Origin of the sequence: Nitrospira sp. (assembly GCA_029194665.1) — a bacterium.
GTDB lineage: Bacteria > Nitrospirota > Nitrospiria > Nitrospirales > Nitrospiraceae > Nitrospira_D.
The window spans coordinates 414,219-436,579 of record JARFXO010000001.1 but is presented as its reverse complement, the minus strand read 5'-3'; the positions used below and the strand labels follow the sequence as shown (position 1 = coordinate 436,579).

At 57.4% G+C, this 22,361-nt stretch carries 19 protein-coding genes; 10 read left to right on the top strand and 9 right to left on the bottom strand.

What is annotated here, in order from left to right; translation table 11 throughout:
* Window positions 1–1,135: 1,135 nt before the first annotated feature.
* Window positions 1,136–1,318: a hypothetical protein gene (locus P0119_02070; protein ID MDF0664841.1), complete on the bottom strand. Its 183-nt coding sequence runs from the start codon at window positions 1,316–1,318 to the stop codon at window positions 1,136–1,138.
* Window positions 1,319–1,604: 286 nt separating this feature from the next.
* Here P0119_02070 and P0119_02065 point away from each other — a divergent pair, with 286 nt between their 5' ends.
* The 8 genes from P0119_02065 (at window position 1,605) to P0119_02030 (ending at window position 10,525) form a co-directional block, all read left to right on the top strand.
* Entirely contained in the window at window positions 1,605–3,062 is a 1,458-nt protein-coding gene (locus P0119_02065; protein MDF0664840.1) for a TldD/PmbA family protein, read from the top strand.
* A complete protein-coding gene (locus P0119_02060; protein MDF0664839.1) occupies window positions 3,059–4,399 on the top strand; it encodes a TldD/PmbA family protein in 1,341 nt (446 codons plus the stop codon). The genes P0119_02065 and P0119_02060 overlap by 4 nt, the downstream gene beginning before the upstream one ends.
* Window positions 4,400–4,522: 123 nt before the next feature.
* On the top strand, window positions 4,523–5,182 hold the full coding sequence (locus tag P0119_02055; protein MDF0664838.1) for a hypothetical protein: 660 nt from the start codon (window positions 4,523–4,525) through the stop codon (window positions 5,180–5,182).
* Between the two features lie 159 nt (window positions 5,183–5,341).
* Window positions 5,342–6,979, top strand: a complete 1,638-nt coding sequence (locus tag P0119_02050) for a hypothetical protein (protein ID MDF0664837.1) — start codon at window positions 5,342–5,344, stop codon at window positions 6,977–6,979.
* Between the two features lie 30 nt (window positions 6,980–7,009).
* The gene (locus P0119_02045; GenBank protein ID MDF0664836.1) at window positions 7,010–7,552 is read left to right on the top strand and encodes a hypothetical protein; all 543 of its coding nucleotides are present in this window, start codon (window positions 7,010–7,012) and stop codon (window positions 7,550–7,552) included.
* A 136-nt stretch (window positions 7,553–7,688) separates the two neighbouring features.
* Window positions 7,689–8,309, top strand: a complete 621-nt coding sequence (gene msrA, locus P0119_02040; protein ID MDF0664835.1) for a peptide-methionine (S)-S-oxide reductase MsrA — start codon at window positions 7,689–7,691, stop codon at window positions 8,307–8,309.
* A 394-nt stretch (window positions 8,310–8,703) separates the two neighbouring features.
* Complete coding sequence (soxC, locus tag P0119_02035) at window positions 8,704–9,972, top strand: sulfite dehydrogenase (protein MDF0664834.1); 1,269 nt, start codon at window positions 8,704–8,706, stop codon at window positions 9,970–9,972.
* The gene (locus P0119_02030; GenBank protein ID MDF0664833.1) at window positions 9,965–10,525 is read left to right on the top strand and encodes a cytochrome c; all 561 of its coding nucleotides are present in this window, start codon (window positions 9,965–9,967) and stop codon (window positions 10,523–10,525) included. The genes soxC and P0119_02030 overlap by 8 nt, the downstream gene beginning before the upstream one ends.
* Before the next feature lie 32 nt (window positions 10,526–10,557).
* Here the strand turns inward: P0119_02030 and P0119_02025 are convergent, their stop codons facing one another.
* The 8 genes from P0119_02025 to P0119_01990 all read right to left on the bottom strand — a co-directional run bounded on the left by P0119_02025 (window position 10,558) and on the right by P0119_01990 (window position 21,729).
* Entirely contained in the window at window positions 10,558–11,034 is a 477-nt protein-coding gene (locus tag P0119_02025; GenBank protein ID MDF0664832.1) for a hemerythrin domain-containing protein, read from the bottom strand.
* Window positions 11,027–11,182 carry a hypothetical protein gene (locus P0119_02020; GenBank protein MDF0664831.1) on the bottom strand — a complete coding sequence of 52 codons (156 nt, stop codon included), beginning with the start codon at window positions 11,180–11,182 and terminating at the stop codon, window positions 11,027–11,029. Before P0119_02020 ends, P0119_02025 begins: the two co-directional genes overlap by 8 nt.
* 4 nt (window positions 11,183–11,186) lie before the next feature.
* Window positions 11,187–14,312, bottom strand: a complete 3,126-nt coding sequence (locus P0119_02015) for a CusA/CzcA family heavy metal efflux RND transporter (protein MDF0664830.1) — start codon at window positions 14,310–14,312, stop codon at window positions 11,187–11,189.
* Window positions 14,309–15,697: an efflux RND transporter periplasmic adaptor subunit gene (locus P0119_02010; protein ID MDF0664829.1), complete on the bottom strand. Its 1,389-nt coding sequence runs from the start codon at window positions 15,695–15,697 to the stop codon at window positions 14,309–14,311. Before P0119_02010 ends, P0119_02015 begins: the two co-directional genes overlap by 4 nt.
* Before the next feature lie 16 nt (window positions 15,698–15,713).
* Window positions 15,714–17,000 (bottom strand): TolC family protein, encoded by a 1,287-nt coding sequence (locus P0119_02005; protein MDF0664828.1) that lies wholly within the window; start codon window positions 16,998–17,000, stop codon window positions 15,714–15,716.
* A gap of 624 nt (window positions 17,001–17,624) precedes the next feature.
* Window positions 17,625–20,303 (bottom strand): heavy metal translocating P-type ATPase, encoded by a 2,679-nt coding sequence (locus P0119_02000; protein ID MDF0664827.1) that lies wholly within the window; start codon window positions 20,301–20,303, stop codon window positions 17,625–17,627.
* Window positions 20,304–20,501: 198 nt separating this feature from the next.
* Window positions 20,502–21,059 (bottom strand): sigma-70 family RNA polymerase sigma factor, encoded by a 558-nt coding sequence (locus tag P0119_01995; protein MDF0664826.1) that lies wholly within the window; start codon window positions 21,057–21,059, stop codon window positions 20,502–20,504.
* 16 nt (window positions 21,060–21,075) lie between these two features.
* Window positions 21,076–21,729, bottom strand: a complete 654-nt coding sequence (locus P0119_01990) for a thioredoxin domain-containing protein (protein ID MDF0664825.1) — start codon at window positions 21,727–21,729, stop codon at window positions 21,076–21,078.
* Between the two features lie 78 nt (window positions 21,730–21,807).
* Between P0119_01990 and P0119_01985 the strand changes: the two genes are divergently transcribed.
* Both P0119_01985 and P0119_01980 read left to right on the top strand, forming a co-directional pair.
* Complete coding sequence (locus P0119_01985; protein ID MDF0664824.1) at window positions 21,808–22,155, top strand: Slp family lipoprotein; 348 nt, start codon at window positions 21,808–21,810, stop codon at window positions 22,153–22,155.
* Entirely contained in the window at window positions 22,062–22,352 is a 291-nt protein-coding gene (locus P0119_01980; GenBank protein ID MDF0664823.1) for a Slp family lipoprotein, read from the top strand. The genes P0119_01985 and P0119_01980 overlap by 94 nt, the downstream gene beginning before the upstream one ends.
* Window positions 22,353–22,361 lie beyond the last annotated feature (9 nt).

Here is a 22,361-nt window from a genome sequence, read left to right as displayed (position 1 = left end):
TGTGGCAATTCTAGAGCGACTTGGGTTCCAAGAAGTTCGCCAGCGTGGTTCGCATAAACAGTTCTGCCACGCTAACGGTCGTCTGACAACCGTGCCTTTCCATTCTGGCCGAGACATCTCGCCACCTTTACTCCGCCAAATAGCTCGTGATGTCGGGCTGTCAGTTGAAGAATTTCTCGCTGCGTTCTCTCATGTCACTGAGGTTAGCCTCATCGTTACGGCCTATTGGCAATAATGCTAGTTTGCCTTATACGATCCCGATGCACTCACCGCTTTGCTTGCCACCTGTCCTGCTGATCCAGTCTTCGTTCATGTTGCGGGTCGCTGCCTGAGGACTTCGACCAGGGGCGAACTCGCGGAACCTGTGCTGAAACGCATCGCGGTCGCGGGTACCGGAGAACAGCATATCGTCGGGGGCCCAAACTGTCCCGCCCGGCAATCCTAAACTCCTTCGCAGTGACCATTCCGCCTGCGGCTACAGCCTGCCAAAATCGGTCGAGTCGTGGGCATGCCCTGTCCGACGATCAGGCGCATTGTGAATGTACCGAAAACCGGCGATACCCGATATAGGAGGTGATCTCAAATTTCCTCAACAATATTCGTATATCGTCAAAGGAAGCCACGACTTCTTTGCCCTTCATTGGCTTGCCTGGTTCTCCTACCCTGGTCTTTATTTACGGTACGGGTCTGGATGGCGTAGGCCTTGTCCATCGGCTCGCTTGGTTCTCACGCTCTGGTCCTCAACGTTCGATAATCCCTGCTGGTCAGACGCGCTGATCATATCCGCTTGATTACCCTCGCCGCTGTGGACTATCTCATCTCCTTTCAGGTGCACGCGCTGACACGCAGTCAACAAGCATAACAACAAGACCGACCCCATCATGATATGTTGAACCTTCATTGCAGTGCCTCCTTACTACAGTGATTGTGATGCTTCGAACCTTTCTTGCAGCCCGCTTCCCCTCCATCATATCGATCACGGATTTCTTCGTTGATGCGAACATCGCCGACTCGTCGGGATTCGGCCCTTGGGCTTTGACAGCAAGCCAAAAGCCTTGTCGCCCGGTGTTTCTACCAATTAATAGCGATATCCGTAGTATCCTCGAAATTTACCTGCTATAGGGTGTCCGTAACCCTAGTATGGACCACTCTCGCCCTTGCCTCCCACCAGCATGAGTTTTCCCCGATAAGCCTCCGGGTTGTGCTTGATGTTGATGTATCGGAGATCTCGATCGACAATTCCATTGAGACGATCGGGAATCACATCCGGTGCGTGCTGACATGCGCCGGCAACAATGCATAGCAGCGCAATGTTCAAGGACAAACTCACGCACTTCGGAGCTACCTTCATTAGATCCCAATTAGGGTCTGGTCTTCGTATATGTATATCGCTAAGCTAGGGTGCCTGGCACGAGCGCTGCCCATCGAATCCTCTGGTGCGTTCTATCACGTCACTGAGGCTGAATTCATCACCAGTGTCCATCGACGGCAAGGCTAGTCTCGTTCGTTCGACCCGAAACGCTCTCCGTTTTGCTCGCCACCTGTTATACTGACCCATTATACTTATACCGACCCATTCTTCGTACACCTGAGAATCAAGCGGCATGAGCACTCCGGCTTGGGACGAATTTGCTGAGCTTGCGCTGAACCGCATTGCGGCTTCAGGCGCTGAGTATGGCGATATCCGTGTTCAGGACAGTAGCACGGAACACCTCCAAGGTGAGGATCGTCGAATCGCCTCGATTCGAGATACTCGAGATATCGGCTTCGGTGTGCGCGTACTCTATCACGGAGCCTGGGGGTTCGCGGCGAGTTCGGTTTTGTCACTTGAAGAGGTTCCCCGGGTGGCGGACCTCGCCATCGAAATTGCCAAGAGTTCCGCTTCGGTCGCCATTGAAAAAGTGCGCTTGGCGCCAGAGCCGGTCCATCATGACCGGATTGTCACCCCCTATCGCACCGATCCATTCAGCGTGCCGTTGGAGAAGAAAACCGACTTGTTGCTCAACACAATGGAAGTGTTGCAATCGCAGTCTGGTATCGCGAGGAGCAGCGCCAGCCTGTGGGCGCGCCGGGACAGAAAGTTGTTTGTTTCCAGTGAGGGAACACACGTCGAGTTCGATCTGTTGGCCGGGCAAGGCGACTGTATGGCGACCGCGTTGCATGAAGGCCGATTTGCGTCGCGCAGCTTCAATACGCCCCATCTCAGGAGGGGCTATGAATTGATCGAAGAGGCAGATTTCCTGCGGGAGGCCCCACGCGTCGCCGATCAAGCGATCGAAAAAGTGAAGGCATCGGCGGTCGACGCCGGCCAGTATGATCTGGTGCTCGATCCTGAACATCTGTCATTGACCATCCATGAATCCTGTGGCCATCCGAGCGAACTGGATCGAGCGCTCGGCTACGAGGCCAACTATGCCGGTACCAGTTTCTTGACGACGGAGAAGCGTGGCAACTTTCATTATGGTTCACGACATGTGAACTTAGTGGCCGATAACACCGAATCGGAAACTCTGGCTGCAACCGGTTACGATGATGATGGAGTGGCCTGTCAGAAGTGGGACATCATCCGTCACGGGATCTTCGTCGGATACTGTACGAACCGTGAAGTGGCGCCAAAGATCGGCGAATCCCGTTCATGTGGCTCGAATCGGGCCGACGGATGGGCGAATATTCCGATGGTGCGGATTGCCAATATCGGACTGGAGCCCGGCGAGGCGACGCGTGATCAGCTCATTGCAGACGTGAAACGCGGCATCTATATCGAAGGCCATGGATCCTACAGCATTGATCAACGCCGCTACAACTTTCAGTTCGGCGGTGACGCGTTCTGGCTGATTGAAAACGGCAGGCGAACCCATATGTTGCGGGACGTCATCTACCATGGGATCACGCCGGAATTCTGGACCAGCTGCGACGGAGTGGCTGACCGCTCTTTTCGGCAACGGTACGGATTCATCACCTGCGGGAAGGGCCAGCCTGGCCAATCCGGTTGGATGACCCATGCCGCCTCTCCTGCGAGATTTCGCCAGGTCCAGGTAATCCGAGGAGAAGGAAGCTCATGAACGTACTGAACGGCGCTTGGCCGAAGCTGACCACCTCGGACGAGTTTCGTTTTCTGAGCGAGCTGGTCATCACCCGCTCATCCGCTGACCATACGATCGTCCGTCTTCGCGATCACCATACGGGAACGACGAGATTCGCCAATAATCAAGTCATCCAAAATGTCGATGCGAGACGGGGCTCCCTGGCCGTGACGGTCGCCTTCGGGGGTCGGCATGGGACCGCCGCCACGACTGATTTTACCGCCGGTGCGATTCAGGACACCTTGGCTCGTGCCGAACGGATTGCTCGGATCTCACCGGTTGATCCCGAATACCTTGGACCTCCCGATCCATGCCTGATCCCTGTTCGAGAGACGGCGAAACCGGAAACCATGGCGGCGGGTCCGCCCAAACGTCTGGAGTATGCCAATGAAGCGATCGGGCACTGCCGGATGGAGAACATCATGGCGGCCGGCGTCGTCTCGTCGTCGGCGACGACAGTGGGGATTGCCGCCGACAACGGACTCTTCTGTTACGAACCTCGAGCAGATGCGAGGTTCAGCCTGACAGTCCAAGCCGGTGATGCCAGCGGCTGGAGCGCGGCTGCCCATCGGTCGATCGATCACTTGAGGATTCAAGAACGGACCTTGGCGGCCATCGCCAAATCCAAGCGAGGTCGTGATGCGTACGAGCTCCCGTCGGGACGTTATTCTGTCATCCTTGAACCGGCTGCCGTGGCCGGCCTGTGGGCGTGGCTGATTTGGTCACTGGATGCCAAGTCTTATATGAAAGGGACAAGCCCTTTCACCGGCAAGCTGGGACAAGCGATCGTGGATGAACGACTGACACTCCGGAACGTTCCGGACCATACCGATCTGCTTGGAGAGGGATTTACCCATGAGGGATTGCCCAGCTCGTCTTCAGAGTGGATCGACCATGGAACCCTCAAACAACTGGCTTACGACCGTTTTACGGCCAAGGCTCAAGGGGTGAAAACCATTCCGACACTGGAGGCTCCTGCCTTGGCGGTCGAAGGGCCTCCGTCCCATTCGATCCAGGATCTCATCAAAAGTACGGAACGCGCGATTCTGGTGACGAATTTCTGGTACATCCGCCCCGTGAATCCCCACGATCTCACGTTGACCGGTATGACACGAGATGGGACATTCCTTGTCGAGAAGGGGGAAATCGTCTCACCCATAAGAAATTTCCGGTTTCATGAAAGTCCGCTCCAGGCATTTCAACAGCTTACGTCTTGGACCGCGCCGATGGAGGCGGTCACGTCGGAAACCGGAAAGATGCTGGTTCCAGCCATGGCTCTCCCGCATTTTCATTTCTCGAGCGTGACGCGCTTCTAGGTTTATCTAAGGACTCCGAACATATTTCGACTTTTGCGGAACAAAAGGGTTGACTCCTCCATCCGTGAAGGAGTAGGTACATTGGTAACGTCACACTAGGTCCGAATGGAGAGGATCTGCCATATGGCCCCACGATTCAACAAAGAACCGATCAATCTCATTCATCGAATTCCATCGCAGAAACAGATCGACGAAGCTCGTCCGGTGCCCGCTCCCTATGGCCAACTACTGCTCGATGCGGGAGCTGTTTGCTGGCGCAAAGTAGTTGAGCTCTTCGCGTACGTGACGCGGTATGAGGACGAGGCTACTTCGCGGGTCCGTAAACCGCTCGCGCTACCAGACCGAACAATCGAACGCGCGGCGATCCGCCAAGCTGACGTCCAGCAGAACGGAAAGCTGGTTCAGGAAGCAAATCATCAACCGGAAGCAACGGTCACGATCCTACAAAAGCCGGCCCAGGCACCGACTCTTGTTCAGTCGGAAGAGGTCGCCGAACTCCGAGCCTGTCTGGTCGGGCAACAGGATGAGATTGCTCGGCTTACTTCACACATTCAGGAGCTCACCTCCCTGGTCAGCTCTCAGCAACAGGTCCTCGTTCATCTCGGTGAAGAGCTGGAAGCCGGTACATTTTCGACGACCACAACCGGCACCGCGGCCGCCACCGTCAAACGAAACCGCATCGGTCGGAAGAAACCGACTGAAATCGAGACGTCGAATCCTCCTGAGGAAGTTGAGCATCGGTTTTCTCCTCAGACAAGTGAACGCTCGTCGCTCAATTTGTAAGCTGTGCCCGATCCGGTCAGGGGCGACCGTCGGCTCCGAAAGCTTCTGAGCACTTCGCAGGCAAAAAACAGCGAATCCAACTGACCTGCGACAGGGATCCCCTCAACTCCAGCGCCCGTCCTCTAGCCAGACGTGGTTCACGTCTGCTAAAAACCGTCAATGAGCATCTTTTGCCTCTTTTTGTGGGGTCTACCCTGGCTCGGTCTGTTGGCGATTGATCTGGATGCCGCAGCTGAACGCCAGCCCACTCGGGTACCCCTCTTTGAGGATCTCGGCAACCTTCACCATCCCATCACAACAAGCTCCGCCGAAGCTCAACAATACTTTGATCAAGGCTTGCGGCTCCTGTACGCCTTCAACCACGAAGAGGCGATCAGGGCCTTCGAGGAAGCCGCTCGTCTCGATCCCTCCGCAGTGATGGCCTATTGGGGTGTAGCACTCGCATCGGGCCCGAACATCAACGCAGCGATGGATAAGGTAGCAGAACGGCGGGCATGGGAGGCTGTGCAAAAGGCACGGACTCATCGTGCCTATGCGAGCCCAGCCGAGCAGGCCTATATCGACGCGATCGGCAAGCGATACAATGTCAACGCACATGCACGACCGGCGCTCGATAAAGCCTATGCGGATGCTATGCGTGTGGTCTGGCGGCGGTTTCCGAGTGATCCCGATGCCGGCGTGTTGTTCGCCGAAGCTTTGATGGACCTACGACCGTGGGATCTCTGGACTGCGGCTGGTCGGCCAAAGCCAGGCACCGAGGAGCTGGTGTCTACATTGGAGTCGGTTCTGGCCCGGTTTCCGGATCACCCAGGAGCCTGCCACTACTACATTCATAGTGTGGAAGCTTCCCCGGACCCGGACCGAGCCCTGGCCTGTGCCGAACGATTGCCCAGGCTTATGCCTGGTGCCGGCCACTTGGTCCATATGCCGGCCCACATCTACATGAGACTCGGTCGATACCATGAGGCGGCTGAACGGAATAGGCATGCCGTCGATGTGGATCGCCACTATTTGGCCGGCCGAAAGTTAAGCGGCGACTATGCCGACGGTTACTACACCCACAATCTACATTTCCTTTGGGCTTCCCTCGCGATGGAGGGACAAAAAACTGAGGCCTTGAAGGTGGCACGTCAACTGGCGGGAACGATCACCGAAGACGAAGCGCGGAAAGACAAATGGAAGGAATGGTACCTTCCCACTCCTATGTGGTCCATGATCAGGTTCGGTCAGTGGGACGAACTGCTGCGCGAACCGCCCCCTCCCAAGTCGCTGCGTCTGCAACAAGGAATCTGGCGATTGGGGAGGGGAATGGCTCTCTCGGCCTCAGGTCGCTTACCCGGCGCTGAGGGTGAGCACGTGGTGCTGACAGGTATCGCCAAACGCTTCGGCCCGGATCGGACTCGGGAGGAGAAAACCGAACGGGCTCTGCTCAAGATCGCGGAGCGACTGCTGGCCGGTGAGATCGCGATGCACCGCCATAAGTACGACGAGGGCATCGCGTCGTTCACTGATGCCGTCAAGCTGGAGGAGGAACTCCCGTACAACGAACCTCCATTCTGGCCGATTCCGATTCGCCACTTTCTCGGCGCCGCCTTGCTGAAGGCCGGCAAACCCGGCAAGGCCGAAGCGGTCTACCGAGCGGACCTGGCGAAGAATCCACGCAACGGCTGGGCCCAGTTTGGACTCATGCAGAGCCTTCGTGCCCAGCGGAAAAGCCGTGAAGCGAACGACGTGGAGAAGCAATGGCAACAGGCATGGGAACATGCGGAGGTGACTCTCACGGCCTCCCGGTTTTAGAAGGAGAGGAAACGGACCGTAGGAGGAGTAATGCGATTTGTGGTTGGAGTAATGGGCCCGGCCAAGGCCTCAAAGAGGGATCTCGACAATGCCCGGGTCCTCGGAGAATTCATTGCACGGCGTGGCTGGGTCGTGTTGACCGGCGGTCGTGATGTGGGGGTCATGGACGCGGCTTGCGAAGGAGCCAAGCGGGTGGGGGGTAGTTTGACCATCGGCGTCTTGCCGACGGCCAAGGATAAGGTGTCTCGCCATGTGGATGTGCCGATCATCACGGAAATGGGCAGTGGCCGGAACAACATCAATGTCCTGACCAGCCATGTCGTGGTGGTGTGTGGATTGAGCGGATCTGGTACGGTGTCCGAGGTCGCCTTGGCGGTGAAGGCGGGGAAGCCGGTCATTCTCGTTGAAGCCTCTCCTGCCGACGTGACGTTCTTCCGCAAACTCGACCAGCGATTGGTCCATGCCGCTGCGTCACCGGAAGAAGCCATTGAGCTGATCATGAAGCTCATGGATGGGCCTCAACGACGAGGAAGCCGCACCGGGTGGGATGCCTACGACGACCTTCCTGTCTGAAAAGCGAACTCTTCAGAGACATCCTCGACCGAACCGTTTCTCTGGTGAGCTGAACCAACATCCTCTCTCCAGGGTCGCCGTAGTAGGATGTAAGAACTGCCGTACTACAACGACAATGGAGAGGGAGGAAACGCATATGACCATGCTTCAACGTTTGACGATCATGGCAGTCGGGTTGATGACTTGCACGCTTCTCACAGGCTGGCCTTCAAATAGTGTTGAGAGCGCACCGACTAGCGCCAAGGCCTACTTTGCCGGAGGTTGCTTCTGGTGCATGGAAGAGGCGTTTGAAAAAGTAGATGGCGTTATCGCGGTCGTATCCGGTTACATGGGAGGCACGGTCTCAAATCCCACCTATGAACAAGTCTCAGATGGGCACACGGGCCATGCCGAGTCCATCGAAGTGACGTATGATCCAGCGAAGGTCACCTATCAGAAATTGTTGGATGCCTTTTGGCGTAACATCGACCCTGTCATGCCAAACGCGCAATTCTGCGACCATGGCAATCAATATCGGTCGGTCGTGTTCTATACGACTGACGAGGAAAAGCAGCTCTCAGAAGAGTCCAAACGCCAGATCGAACAATCCAAGCGGCTTCCTGCACCGATCGTGACGCAGCTAGTCCGAGCGACCACCTTCTACTCAGCTGAAGACTATCACCAGGATTACTACAAGAAGAACCCGCTCCGGTATAAGTACTACAAGTACAGCTGCGGTCGCGCTCAACGGTTGGAAGCCTTGTGGGGAAAGCCGTAGCTGCGATATGCACTGCCGTGGAGGCAATTTGAAATGTCGCCGTGATCGAGGTCGGCATCGAGAGCACGTCCTACATGAGAAAGCCGGAGCCGATCGGTGCGCGATGCACAAGGCATGAGTCGGCTCCAATATCTGTAAGCACCAGGACTGTATCTGTAGGACACGGTCAGCTGCTCCTGTAACAAGGTCTGCGGAGGAGTGTTCGTCATTCCGGCATCAAGGAGTCTCTTGTGATTGTCAGAGGTTGCTTCTCTATTCAGATCGCAATGCATACCCTTCGACTTTGCCGTTGAAACCACGTCAGGCAATTTTTTATAGTGAGTGGCAATACTCTTTGTTCGGAACAGGGTGACTCTCATGACCCTGTGACCGCCTGATACTGGAGGAGCTTTCCATGCACGATCAGGAGGATGCACCAGCTGAGGAAGGCGGACGGCCCGCTGTCGAGGGCGAATCCCTTCTGGATCGACGGAGCCTTCTGGCCGGAACGGCCGGCTTAGTGGGCGCGATGCTCATCGGATCGATGAAGCCATCCGCCGAAGCGACCACTGAGGGTGCGTCGGGAGATCCCACGCGGGTACCAGGCACGGCGCCAACTGCCTATGGGCAACGATCAGCCTTTGAAAAATCCGTCCGTGTCCCACGTTCCTGGTGGTCGTCGCTGACACCTCTGCAAGACTCGCACGGGATCCTGACCCCTTCCTCCTTGCACTTCGAGCGGCATCACAACGGCGTGCCGACCATTCAAGCGGCACAGCACCGCCTCCTCATTCACGGCATGGTGGACCAGCCCTGGACCTTTACCATGGACGATTTGAAACGGTTTCCTTCCGTTTCGCGGTTGGCCTTCGTCGAATGTTCTGGCAATTCGGCGCCGGAATGGCACAAACCAGCCGGGCAGACCGCGCAGCAAACCCACGGTCTGACGAGCACGAACGAATGGACCGGCGTGGCCTTGAAGACCGTCCTGCAAGAAGTGGGAGTACATCCCGACGCATCCTGGATGTTGGCCGAAGGCAGCGATGCGGCTGCCATGACGCGCAGCCTTCCACTGGCGTCCATCCTGGAGGAGGCGATGCTCTGCTATGCCCAAAATGGCGAACCGCTTCGCCCGGAACAGGGCTATCCGCTCCGCCTGTTCATCCCCGGCTGGGAAGGCAACACCTGCATCAAGTGGTTGCGACGGCTGAAGTTCGGCAGGGCGCCCTTCATGACCCGCGAAGAAACGTCGCAATATACGGATCTGCTGCCGGACGGCACGGCCCGCCAATTCACCATGGTCATGGACGCCAAATCCGTCATTACGTCTCCGTCGGGCGGACAACGGATCCAGCCTGGATTTCAGGAGATCCGCGGGCTGGCATGGAGCGGGAGAGGCCGCATCGCGCTGGTTGAGGTGAGCACGGACGGAGGACGATCCTGGCAACAGGCGACCTTACAAGAGCCGATCCTGCCCAAGTGCCATACCAGGTTTCGCTTGCCATGGCGGTGGAACGGAGAGGATGTAATTTTGCAGAGCCGCTGCCTGGACGACACAGGATATCGACAACCGGACCGCGCGACCTTGGTGGCGATACGTGGGGTGAACTCGGTCTACCACTACAATGCGATCCAAAGCTGGCACATTGCAGCGGATGGGCAGGTGAGCAATGTCCATGCGTAACATTCTTACGACGGGACTCACCGTCATCCTGGGCGCAGGAATCTTATGGGCCGGCGGCCAGGCGGACAGACCGGAACGAACGCACGGCTATGGATTGGGACGGCCCGCCACAGATCAGGAAATCCAGGCATGGAACATCGATGTGGCGCCGACGGGCGAGGGATTGCCTGCCGGCCAAGGGACCGTCAAACAAGGGGCGGCCATCTTTGCCGCACGTTGCGCGACTTGTCATGGACCGACGGGGCAGGAAGGCCCGATGGACCGTCTGGTCGGCGGCGTCGGCACGTTGGCGAGTCAACACCCGATCAAAACCATCGGCAGTTACTGGCCCTATGCAACCACGCTGTATGATTACGTGCATCGCGCCATGCCGTTTCCCGCTCCGCAAAGCCTCTCGCCGGACGAAATCTACTCGGTCGTGGCTTGGTTGCTCTACCAGAACGGCATTATTGCAGAGGAGACCGTGCTCGATGCCCATTCACTGCCCGGCATCTCCATGCCGAACAGTCGAGGTTTTATTCCAGATCCCCGGCCGGACATACCCAAGCCCTGACGCGTGGGTCAGACGCCGCGCGCGGCTCACGATTATTCGCTTCCACAGCTAGCCTGGTACCGTTCTTCGGGAATCTCCTTCATCGCTTGATAGATCGCTGCGCGCTCGTCGTCACTGATCACTTGATCCATCGAGGGATAGAGAATCCGCTCTTCCTTCATGTTGTGTGATTTCAGCAGTTCCAACAACCGCTGCTCCTCTCGATCGCTCTCGGGACTCTGCTCCTGCACCTTGCGATGAATGGCCTCCAGACAGTCGCCGATCAATCGATGCTCTGTACGCATGACCTGCGTAGGGCCCCCTTCCGCCATGCCGGAGTTCTCCTCCCATTTTGGGAACAACAGATCTTCCTCCCACACGATATGACGCTGCAGCCCGAACTTGAACGCGACGAACGCCTCCTTGGCCTTGGCGAAATCCTTTCGCTTCTGTTCCTGGAAAGTCTGGAACAGCTTGTCCAGCCGATCGTGGTCCTGTTCAAACGTGACGCTGATCTTCGCTTCAGACATGCGTATCTCCCTTATTTTCCCTCTCCAGGCTTTCCTTCTTGAACGCTTCCATTCCCACGGTCACTGCCGCAGCGATGGTGACTTCCGCTTCCTTCACAAAGCGCCCGGCCTCTTCTTCATACCATGTTTGATCACTACTACGCGACAAACTCCTAGGCGACAGGACTCGACATCGTGGAACTGAGTTGCACACGTCGCCACATGGAATAGAGGACGGGAACGACGATCAATGTGAGCACCGTCGAGCTGACCATGCCGCCGATCATGGGGGCGGCAATCCGCTTCATCACGTCGGCGCCGGTACCGGTCGTCCACATGATCGGCAGCAAGCCGCCCATGATCGCCGCCACCGTCATCATCTTGGGTCGTACTCGTTGAACCGCACCCTCCATGATGGACTCACGGAGGTCCTGCGCCGTGGCCATGCGACCTTCGCGCACCCGCCGTTCATACGCTTCATCGAGATAGACCAGCATGACCACCCCTGTCTCCGCCGCCACGCCGGCCAGCGCGATGATCCCCACCCACACAGCCACGCTGAGGTTGTAGCCCAGGTAATGGAGATACCAGACGGCTCCGATCGCAGCAAAGGGGACGGACAAGAGCACGATCATCGATTTCGCGAGCGATCGGAAATTGAGATACAGGAGCAACAGAATCACGGCCAGGGTCGCAGGGACTACCAGCTTCAACCGTTCTTCCGCCCGCACCAGATGTTCGTATTGACCGGTCCATATCAGCCGGTAGCCGGAAGGTAATGTCACTCTGTCTCGCACCGCGCGTTGCGCGTCTAGGACATAACCACGTAAATCGCGGCCACCGACCGACACCGATACCAGACCGGCCAGTGCCCCCGCTTCATCCGCGATCGACGGCGGCCCCTGCGTAATCACCATCTCCGCGATTTGTCCGAGGGGGATCTGCGCGCCGGTCGCGGTGGGAATCAGCACTCGCTTGAGCCGGTCCGGATCGTCGCGCAGCTCGCGCTTGTAGCGAACGTTGACCGGATACCGTTCCCGCCCCTCGACCGTCGTCGTCACTGTTTCCCCCCCGATGGCCGAGGTGATCACCCTTTGCACATCACCCACCGTCAGGCCATAGCGGGCCGCCTCACGCCGATTGACGATCAGATCCAAGTAATAGCCTTCGTTGAGCCGTTCCGCGAATGCGCTTTTGGTGCCGGGGACGGTCGCCAAGGCCTGTTCGATCTCTAGGCCGATTCGCTCAATCGTCCTCAAATCTGGTCCCAGCACCTTGATCCCGACAGGGCTCCGGACACCGGTTGTAACCATCTCCGTGCGGGTCTGGATCGGCATCCACCAGATGTTCGGAAATCCAGGGATGCGCAGTTTGGCATCCATCTCATCAAGCAACCGGTCCCAGGTCATGCCAGGTCGCCATTGCGCCTCCGGTTTGGGCGTAACGGTGATCTCCGCCATGCCGACGAAGGCTGGATCAGTGGCGGTCGGAGCCTTTCCCATTTTTCCGAATACCCGTTCCACTTCCGGGAAGGTCGTGAGCAACTGATCCTGGACCTGCAAGACTTTCGTCGCTTCTGGAATCGAAAGGCCTGGAACAGTGGTCGGCATGTAGAGAATCGTCCCTTCATTCAGGGGCGGCATGAACTCCGCGCCGAGTCGCATGAATACCGGCAGCGTGATCGCCACTGCCGCGACGGCAACGCCCAGGGTCAGCCACCGGACTCGCAGGGCGCCTAAGAGGATGGGGCGATACAGGGCAATGAGCCACCGGTTCAGCGGATTCTTGGTTTCAGGACGAACTTTCCCACGAATCAACAACACCATCAGCACAGGCGCCAAAGTCACCGAGAGCGCGGCGGCAAAGAGCATCGAAAACGTTTTAGTATAGGCCAGAGGCGTGAACAGTCGCCCTTCTTGTGATTCGAGCGCAAAGATCGGCAGAAACGACACGGCGATGACGAGAAGGGAAAAGAACAGGGGCCGCCCGACTTCTTTCGCGGCAGCGATGATGATTTCAACCTGGTCGTGTGATGGAGATTGCTCCAACCGTTTGTGAGCATTCTCTACCATCACAATAGCAGCATCGACCATGGCTCCGATCGCGATGGCAATCCCGCCCAGCGACATGATGTTGGACGTGATCTTCAAGTAGGCCATCGGGATAAAAGCGAGCAATACCGCGATCGGGAGGATCAGGATGGCCACGCATGCGCTACGAACGTGAAACAGAAAGACCACCGCGATCAAGCTGACGATCACACTTTCTTCCACGAGTTTCTCGCGCAGAATCGTAATGGCCCGATGAATGAGATCGGACCGATCGTAGGTAGGAACTATGCTCACGCCGCCAGGCAAACCAGGGGCGATTTCTTGCAGCCGCTCCTTGATCCGCTCGATCACGGCGAGCGCGTTCTCTCCGGCCCGCATGATCACGATCCCGCCGACGGTCTGGCCCTTGCCGTCCAATTCGGCTATGCCTCGACGCTGATCCGGCCCCAGATGGACATGCCCGATGTCTCGCACGAGAATCGGCGTGCCTCGTCCATCCGTGCCGACGGGAATCAGCTCGATCTCGTCGACCGACCGCAGATAGCCTCTCCCTCGGATCACGTATTCTGTGCCGGCCATTTCCAACACCCGGCCACTCACCTCCGCGTTACTGTTGCGGACGGCTTCGATAACCCTCTGAATGGGCAGTCGATAAGCGGCTAACGTGTTGGGGTCCACTTCGATTTGGTATTGTTTGACGAAGCCGCCGATCGCCGACACCTCTGCAACGCCGGGCACACTCTCCAGTTGGTACCGCAGGTACCAGTCCTGAAGGCTCCGGAGCTGCGCCAGATCGTGCGTCCCGGACTCATCTATCAAGGCATATTGATAGACCCACCCGACTCCGGTTGCATCAGGCCCGAGAGTCGGTGTAACACCGACAGGCAACTTGCCGGTGAGCTTCTGGAGATATTCGAGAACGCGACTTCTTGCCCAGTAGAGATCGGTCCGGTCATCGAAAATCACATAGACATAGGAGACACCGTATTCCGACACACCTCGGACCCGTTTGACCTTAGGTCCAGCAAGCAGTGAGGTTACAACCGGGTAGGTAATCTGGTCTTCAATGAGCGTCGGGCTGCGCCCTTGCCATTCGGTGTAGACGATCACCTGAACATCCGAGAGGTCCGGAATGGCATCCAGTGGAACTTGAAACAAGGCCCACAGGCCCCAACCTGTCAACAGTAATACACAGAGAATGACGAGGACTGGATTACGGGCACTCCCTTCAATGAGTCGCGCGATCATTTCATCTTTGGCATGTCTTCCATGCTCTCCATATCTGTATCTGTACTGTTTTTCATTCTCTCTTCGCGTGCGCCGCGCATCTGCCAATCGCCCATGCCGATCCGACCCATCATGACTTGCATGCTGGAAGCCGACGTCAATTTGCTCTCCGCATCCAACAGGAAATTGGCCGAGGTGACGATCCGCTCTCCTTCTTTGAGTCCTTCTCTGACTTCCACTGAATCCTGACTCCGGCGCCCCAGCTTGACTGACACCGGCTCATACCGGCCTTGCCCCCGATCCAGGAATACGAGTTGGCGAAGCCCCGTGTCCAACACGGCTTCCTTTGGCACGACTAAGGTCCTGACCGCATTCGTCTGCAAGGTCACGTTCCCGTACAGGCCCGGCTTCAATTTCAACCCAGGATTCTGAAATTCCAGCCGCACCCGCACTGTACGAGTTTCGGTATTCACGGTTGGGTACACATGGGCCACCTTGCCCAGAAACGTTTCTCCTGGATAGGCAGCAAAGGTCACCGTTGCCGGCTGACCGACTTTCGTGGCCGCCATTTCTGATTCATAAATATCGGCGGAGATCCAGACCATGGAAAGATCCGCAATCTCGTACAGAATCGTGCCGGGCTCCACATATTTCCCCGGTACAGCCTCGCGTTTCATTACGATCCCTGAGGACGGCGCGTAGACCGTGAGCACCGGGTCGGCCTGGCCTCGATGATCAAGAGCCTCGATCTGCGCATCGGTCACATCCCAGAGTCGCAAGCGCTCTCGCGCGCTCGCCACAAGCGCATCGGCGTTGGTCTTCACTTCCTCGAGTGGGCTCTCGGCCAGTTGCGCACGCATTTTCAGAGCGAGGAGATACTCGTCTTGCGTGGCCAAGAGATCCGGCGAGTAGACAGTGAAGAGTGGGTCACTCTTGCGAACCGACCGCCCAATCGAATTGACGAAGACCTTTCGAACCCACCCGGAGATTTTCAGCGTGACTTGCGCGAAGCTCCGCTCGTCGTAACCGACCGTGCCGACCGTACGAATCTCTTCAGCCAGCGTTGCGAGGGCAACCGGAGCGCTACGGACGCCGATCAACTGGCTCATCACAGCCGGAACAACCACAGCCCCAGGTGCAGCGGCTGACGTGCCAGGTATTGGTTCCTTGTCTCTCACGGATTTCGCGCCTTCCATCGACATCCCCTTCATGTCGCCCATGCCCGCCATCCCTTTCATGCCATCCATACCTTCCATCTCATGGCCCTGCACTCCTTCACTGTTCTTTGTCTCCGACATGTCACTCATCACTCGATGAGCGCCGAAGAACCCGGCGATGGCCCCGACGAACAGGCCGGCTGCCGCGACACCGACAACAAGACCTTTTCTGCGCAGGTCCTGATTCATGGCCATTCCTCCCTTCTTAGCTGCCATTCAGGTCAGTTCCAATCACCTGTTCAAGTTCCGCGAGACGACGCTGCCGCTCGACCAGCGCTCGATAGTACTCCTCTTGATATCCTCGCCAGGCCCGCTGGGTATCGATAAGATCCAGGAACCCTCCCGTTCCCGTGCGATACCCCGCTCGCGCCGATTCAAGGTTCTGTACGGCCTGAGGCAGAATCGTGGTGTGATACAACCTGGCCACCTGCTCACTCGCCCGGACCTTGGCCAAGAGGTCGTTGACCTGAAAACGAGTCAGATTTTCCAGCTGGTGTTGTTGTGCCCGCGCGGCTGCGACCGATGCCGCGGCTTCTTGGACGCCGGCGTCATACTTCGGTTTGGTCCAAAACGCGAAGGGGACGGTCATCGCCACGTAGGCTCCGAATCCGTCGTTGGCCTGAAAGTTTTGGAAACGCTGAAACATCACGTTGAAGTCAGGGTAGTACTGACGTTGAGCGAGCGCGCGCGACTGTTCACCCTGTCGGACCGCCAGTTCTGCGGCTTTCAACTCCGGTCTGGCATTCAGGGCAAGGCGATGCAGATCGGTGATGGTGGTGTCGAGCGGGATCAGAGACGGCTCCTGAGGAATGCCGAATGGTGATCGAGGGTCTCGGTCCAGAATCGTATTCAGCAGCGCTGCGGCAGTCTCCCGACTCTGTTCCAGAACGGGAAGTTGCTGGTGCAACACAGACAGCTCGACCTGGGCCTTGAGCACATCAGCCTGTGATCCTTTTCCAGTCCGGAACTTCGCGTTCGCAATCTCGATGAACTGCCTGAGCAATTCGGCCTGTTCATGATGAATCTGGATCGTCTTGTGCGCGAGAAACAGTTCATAGTAGGTCTGCTTGAGACGGGCGATCAATTCTCGTTCCTTCGCACGCACCACCTGCTCGGTCATCTCGGCCGACCGGCTCGCGATTTCGCTTTTCAGAGCCAGCTTGCCCGGGAAGGGGAGATTCTGCGAGAGACCAAAGATACTGTTCTGCGTCTGCATGACATTGAAGTTCTGCGGAAAATTCCACAAGTGGACGGACAGAGTGGGGTCATCCAGAGACCGAGCCTGGGCGATTCGATTCGTGGCGGCCTCCCATTGCTTGCGTCCGGCCACAAGTTCAGGATTTCTGGCCAAAGCTTCCTGGATCAGATCTGGTAACGCCAAAGACGATTGTGCAGTCTGATCGGCGGCATGAACAGCCTGGCGTCCATCCATCGCGAAGGTCATGATCAAGACCGTTATCGCCGGCAGCAAAAATCGACTTGAATGAGTCATGGGATGGTCCTCCTCAAGAGCTTTCCTGCCCACAACTGTCACGGATCTCGGACCGCGTCCTGCTACAGGAGAAGCGGCGGGATGAACCGAGATCCAGCGCCGGGCAGATCACACGATGCTGAAACGGTGTAAGGAAGAACCGGAGAGATCAGATACGAAGCACTGTGCTGGAAAGAGACTGATGCGGAGGAGAACTCGATTCGAGAGAGTGATAGGGACTGGAAATTCGTACGAGCCTGCAACTCGAGGATAAAATTGCAGCCGGCGCCTGGCCAGCCGCTGACCAGTGATGGTCCGTGTGCAACGAAGACGCCTGAGGGGAAGACTCAACGCCGAGAGTTTTGAAAGCATCGCACAACTGCCGAACGGGCTGCTCCACGGGGGTGGTACAGCCGTTTGCCATTGAGTCATCACTGGTCCCCGAGAGCGGCAGGAGACAGGCGTATGCATTGAAACTGAACGCCAGCAGGAGCACCACGATGGTCACAGCAAGAACGGATCGGGAACAATACGACCTTAATCGCATAGGGGTAAGTCTATGCTCCCGTCAACTTAACCGTCAACGGCATTTCTCTCATACATAGGAACTCGGCAGATGCCGTTCCTGAACTACCTCATGAAACGTTACAGAGCTATCTTCCGCAACCGAAGTGCGTTCGCGATGACCGACACAGAACTGAACGTCATCGCTGCGCTCGCGATCATGGGGCTCAAAAGGACCCCGACGAACGGATAGAGGACTCCGGCCGCGATCGGCACGCCCAGCGTATTGTAAATGAAGGCGAAGAACAGATTCTGGCGAATATTGCGCATCGTGGCGTGACTCAGTCGCCGCGCACGTGCGATGGCTCGAAGATCGCCCTTCACGAGCGTGACGCCAGCGCTTTCCATCGCCACATCGGTCCCCGTCCCCATCGCAATCCCCACCTGCGCCTGCGCCAAGGCCGGTGCATCGTTGATGCCGTCTCCGGCCATGGCCACGACGTGCCCTTCGGCCTGGAACCGCTTGATGACCGCCGCCTTTTGCTCGGGTAGGACGTCGGCCTGCACTTCGTCGATTTGGAGCCGGTGCGCCACGGCCTCGGCGGTCGTCCGGTTGTCTCCGGTCAACATCACAAGACGCAGACCTTCACGGTGCAACAAATCGATGGCTTCCGGCGTGGTGGCCTTCACTGGATCCGCCACCCCCAGCAGCCCCGCCGGCTTGCCGTCGATCGCCGCGAACATGACTGTCTGGCCCTCTTGCCTGAGTGGTTCGGCCTGGGCCAGGAGCGGTTTCGTCTCGATACCCAGTTCATTAAGAAGCCGCACAGTACCGACAGCCACTGCACGACCTTCGATCATCCCGGTGATTCCCTTTCCCGTGAGAGAACGAAAGTCCTCTACCTTCGATAGCAGAATCCCCTTGTCTCGGGCGCCGGATACAATGGCCGACGCCAACGGATGCTCGCTGTTCTGTTCCAGGCCGGCGGTAAGCCGGAGCAGCTCCGCCTCACTAAAGTCCGGCAGAGGGCCCACCGTGATTAAACGCGGCTTGCCCTCCGTCAATGTCCCTGTCTTATCGACCACCAGAACATCAACCTTGGCCAAGGTCTCGAGCGCTTCGGCATTGCGGATCAGCACCCCTGCTGTCGCGCCACGACCAGTTCCGACCATGATCGACATTGGTGTCGCGAGCCCCAAAGCACAGGGGCAGGCGATGATCAACACCGCCACGGCATTCAAGAGAGCATAGGCCATCCGAGGTTCCGGGCCGTACAGAGCCCACACCGCAAAAGTGATGGCGGCGACCAAGATGACAATCGGCACGAAATAGGCGGCCACGACATCGACCAGCCGTTGAATCGGCGCGCGCGTGCGCTGCGCCTCGCTGACCATGCGCACGATTTGCGCCAGCAGTGTCTCGCGGCCGACTCGCTCAGCCCGCATGACAAAGCTCCCCGTTCCATTGACGGTGGCCCCTACCACTTTCTGGCCCGGCTGCTTCTCCACCGGGATCGACTCGCCGGTTACCATCGATTCGTCGACAGCGCTCGCGCCTTCCAACAACACTCCATCGACAGGAATCTTCTCGCCCGGTCGTACGCGCAACTGATCGCCTACCTGAACCCGTTCCAAGGGAATATCTTCTTCTCGCCCGCCGTCGCGGACAACGCGGGCTGTTTTCGGTGCCAGCCCCAACAGCGCTCTCAACGCACTACTCGTTCTGCTCCGTGCCCGAAGCTCCAGCACCTGTCCCAATAGGACAAGGGCGATGATGGCCACTGCCGGTTCAAAGTAAACGCCCAGCTCGCCACCGTGGACACGGAATGAATCGGGGAACATACCAGGTGCGAGCGTGGCGGCAACGCTGTAGAGGTAGGCAGCGCCGGTGCCCAGACCGATTAAGGTAAACATATTCAGATGACGGTTGACGATGGAAGACCAGGCCCGTTCAAACAGCGGCCAACCGGCCCAGAATACAACCGGTGTCGCAAGGACAAACTGGAACCACACCAAGACTCGACCAGAAAAAAGATGCTGTAACGGCTGGTTTGGCAACATCTCGGAAATCATCAGGGCAAAAATCGGAGCGCCAAGAATGACGCTCTGCCAAAACCGGCGGGTCATATCGACCAGCTCCGGATTGGCTTCCTCCACCGTCACCGTGCGCGGCTCCAATGCCATGCCGCAAATCGGGCAATTTCCAGGCTGGGTTTGCACAATCTCCGGGTGCATCGGACAGGTATACTCGGTGCGGGTATCAGGAGCGGTTACATCGGCCGGCTCCAATGCCATGCCACAGACAGGACAAGCCCCGGGTTCGTTCTCGAGCACCTCAGGGTCCATCGGGCAGACATACTTGACGGTTCCGCTGCCTGAGATAGGTGCTGGTTGAGGAGGACGCCGTTCCGGCGGAGTGAGGTAGTACTCGGGATCGACTCGGAACTTATCGAGACACCTGGCGGCACAGAAATAGTATTTCTTCCCGCGATACTCATACGAACCTGCCGCCGCGTCTGGTTGTATCGTCATCCCGCACACAGGGTCGATTTCATCGATTATCGGCTCCGGCTGAGCCGGCATCATCGGCAATGGCCTCTTCTTGCTCAGTGAAATGAGATCGGCCGGCGTCGGCTTCACGAACCGTTCTGGATCGGCTTTGAATCTGGCGAGACAGGACACCGAACAGAAATGGTACGTCTTGCCTCGGTAGTCGAAATGCCCTGCCGCAGTGGTTGGGTCCACCGTCATTCCGCATACCGGGTCGATGTCCGATCCCGCGCGCGATGGGGTGTGGATCATCGGTCTCTGTTCGCTCATATCGTTCACTCCTAGATGGTGACTCCCGCAACAACCGCCTATCGATCGATCGGCCATGGTCCGCCTCCTTTCATCTTATCCGGTCTGCTTACTCAATGTCGCCTTCACCCTTAAGGACGGACCGGGCCGCCAAATATTACAGCGAGCTGTTGGACACAATGAAATAGATCAGGAATAGGGCAGAAACAGGCGGGACAGTCAGCCGCAGGTACAGTTCAAACAACCATGTGTGCTGCAAATACCGCAAGCCTCTTCCAAAGAAGCGCGTAAGGACTGACGAGCTCTATGCAAGCGAACCGTCAGATTGTTCCGCGAGATCTTGAGCTCCTTCGCGACCTGTGTCGGTGATTCGCCATTGAGATCGATGCGTTTGATGAGTTCGGCATAGTTTCGATGGAGGTTCGGCAGAAGCCCGTGAAGGCAGGTGCAAGCGGTGGCTTGTAGCTCATTCAGTGACGGCTCCAGATGACTGCTCGAAATGGTCAATTCACGTTGGAAAGCCTCATTCCGACGAGCCTCGGCTCCGTGAGAGCGATAGTAATCGGCCACCGCGTGCCGGAGGATTCGATAAAACCAGGCAAGAACGCTCTGCTCATTATTCAACGAGTGGGAACGCTCGACCGCTCTGGTGAGGCTTTGTTGCAGGATATCGTCCACGATAGCTTCATCACCGACTCGACGGCGGACAAATTGCCTGAAAGCGGACTCGTGTTCAAGAAGTCGTTGTATGACCCCATTCGTTCTCGCCTCCTGCATCCTAACTCCTCACCCGTCACCTCTTTGCATCGGCCTCAAGGATGCTCCGAATGATGGTGACGACATTTTCTTGGTTCATATTGACGCCGTCGACTTTGATATTCCCATCCAGCAAGAGCGAGGGCGTCGACGACACCTTGATCCGCTCTCCCCAACGACGCCCTTCTTCAAACAGCCTGGCAGGCTTTCCACTCTCCAGACCTGCTTCGAACGCCGCGACGTCCAAGCCGGCCTCTTTGATCAACAAGGCACGTATGGAGCGATCCAACACACCATCGACTTTGTCCTTGTGGATCGTGCGGAACAAGATCGCCCTCATTTGATCGCCCTTCCCCATCAGCTTCGCTTGCTCATACATATCGAATACGGTCGGAAGTTTTCCGGGGATGACGGGGAATCCGACCATCGTGATGTCAACCCTATTCCCGAATTCTTTCAGAAGGAGCGGCACCCCGGTTTCCTCGAAATGATGGCAATGAGGGCAGTAGAAGTCTGCGAACTCGACGACTTTCACCTTCCCCGGCTGATGGGTCGACGTCTCGTCCTTCAGTATTTCGAATTGTCCCTTGAATTCGAGTTTAGCGGCCATCGCGTTCAACGGTACGGTCAGTAACCATACGACCCCGACTAGGACTACAAGGCTCCTCATCCACTTCTGCGAACGATTCATCTGATTCTCCTTTCCCTGTAACTGCCGCTGCCATTATAGCGGATGATGAGCTTCATTGCCCTTTGTTATAATCGCGCCATGCTGAAACTCTGGTATGCCTTGATGACTTCGATGCTCTTGATCGCGCTTGGCTGTGCCTCAAAGGGCAGGCAGGTTGACCAACAGTCGGCCGGTACTCCGCAAATCACCTATACGGAGGTGACAGCGGCGCCCAGAACATTCAACGGGCAGCCAGTAACTTTCGGGGGGAAGGTACTGAGTGCGAGACGTTTGAAGGAGGGAACGAGGATCGAAATTCTGAACTACCCCTCACGCCTTCATCCCAACCAACGATGGACCTTAGCAAGTCTGACGGTCGTTTCCTTGCCCTGCAGAGAGAATTTCTTGACCCGACGACGGTTCCGCCAGGCACATTTCCTACCGTGACAGGAGAGATGGATGGCTCGATAACCTTGCCGCTCGATGAGACGGAGTACAGCTACCCGCTCGTGCGCATCAACGATCTGCGCGTGTGGACCGACAGCGAGCAAGAAGCCCCCCTCGTGCGACCCTGCATGGGGCCTGGTCCTTATTGGGGTCCCTACTGGTCCCCCTTCTGGGGGGCATGGCCTTATTGTTGGTAACGCGCCACA

Coding starts and splice junctions, on each gene's coding strand:
- P0119_02065 (MDF0664840.1), top strand. CDS start 1,605: ATGAGCACTCCGGCTTGGGACGAATTTGCTGAGCTTGCGCTGAACCGC.
- P0119_02060 (MDF0664839.1), top strand. CDS start 3,059: ATGAACGTACTGAACGGCGCTTGGCCGAAGCTGACCACCTCGGACGAG.
- P0119_02055 (MDF0664838.1), top strand. CDS start 4,523: ATGGCCCCACGATTCAACAAAGAACCGATCAATCTCATTCATCGAATT.
- P0119_02050 (MDF0664837.1), top strand. CDS start 5,342: ATGAGCATCTTTTGCCTCTTTTTGTGGGGTCTACCCTGGCTCGGTCTG.
- P0119_02045 (MDF0664836.1), top strand. CDS start 7,010: ATGCGATTTGTGGTTGGAGTAATGGGCCCGGCCAAGGCCTCAAAGAGG.
- msrA (MDF0664835.1), top strand. CDS start 7,689: ATGACCATGCTTCAACGTTTGACGATCATGGCAGTCGGGTTGATGACT.
- soxC (MDF0664834.1), top strand. CDS start 8,704: ATGCACGATCAGGAGGATGCACCAGCTGAGGAAGGCGGACGGCCCGCT.
- P0119_02030 (MDF0664833.1), top strand. CDS start 9,965: ATGCGTAACATTCTTACGACGGGACTCACCGTCATCCTGGGCGCAGGA.
- P0119_02025 (MDF0664832.1), bottom strand. CDS start 11,034: ATGTCTGAAGCGAAGATCAGCGTCACGTTTGAACAGGACCACGATCGG.
- P0119_02015 (MDF0664830.1), bottom strand. CDS start 14,312: ATGATCGCGCGACTCATTGAAGGGAGTGCCCGTAATCCAGTCCTCGTC.
- P0119_02010 (MDF0664829.1), bottom strand. CDS start 15,697: ATGAATCAGGACCTGCGCAGAAAAGGTCTTGTTGTCGGTGTCGCGGCA.
- P0119_02005 (MDF0664828.1), bottom strand. CDS start 17,000: ATGACTCATTCAAGTCGATTTTTGCTGCCGGCGATAACGGTCTTGATC.
- P0119_02000 (MDF0664827.1), bottom strand. CDS start 20,303: ATGAGCGAACAGAGACCGATGATCCACACCCCATCGCGCGCGGGATCG.
- P0119_01995 (MDF0664826.1), bottom strand. CDS start 21,059: ATGCAGGAGGCGAGAACGAATGGGGTCATACAACGACTTCTTGAACAC.
- P0119_01990 (MDF0664825.1), bottom strand. CDS start 21,729: ATGAATCGTTCGCAGAAGTGGATGAGGAGCCTTGTAGTCCTAGTCGGG.
- P0119_01985 (MDF0664824.1), top strand. CDS start 21,808: ATGCTGAAACTCTGGTATGCCTTGATGACTTCGATGCTCTTGATCGCG.
- P0119_01980 (MDF0664823.1), top strand. CDS start 22,062: ATGGACCTTAGCAAGTCTGACGGTCGTTTCCTTGCCCTGCAGAGAGAA.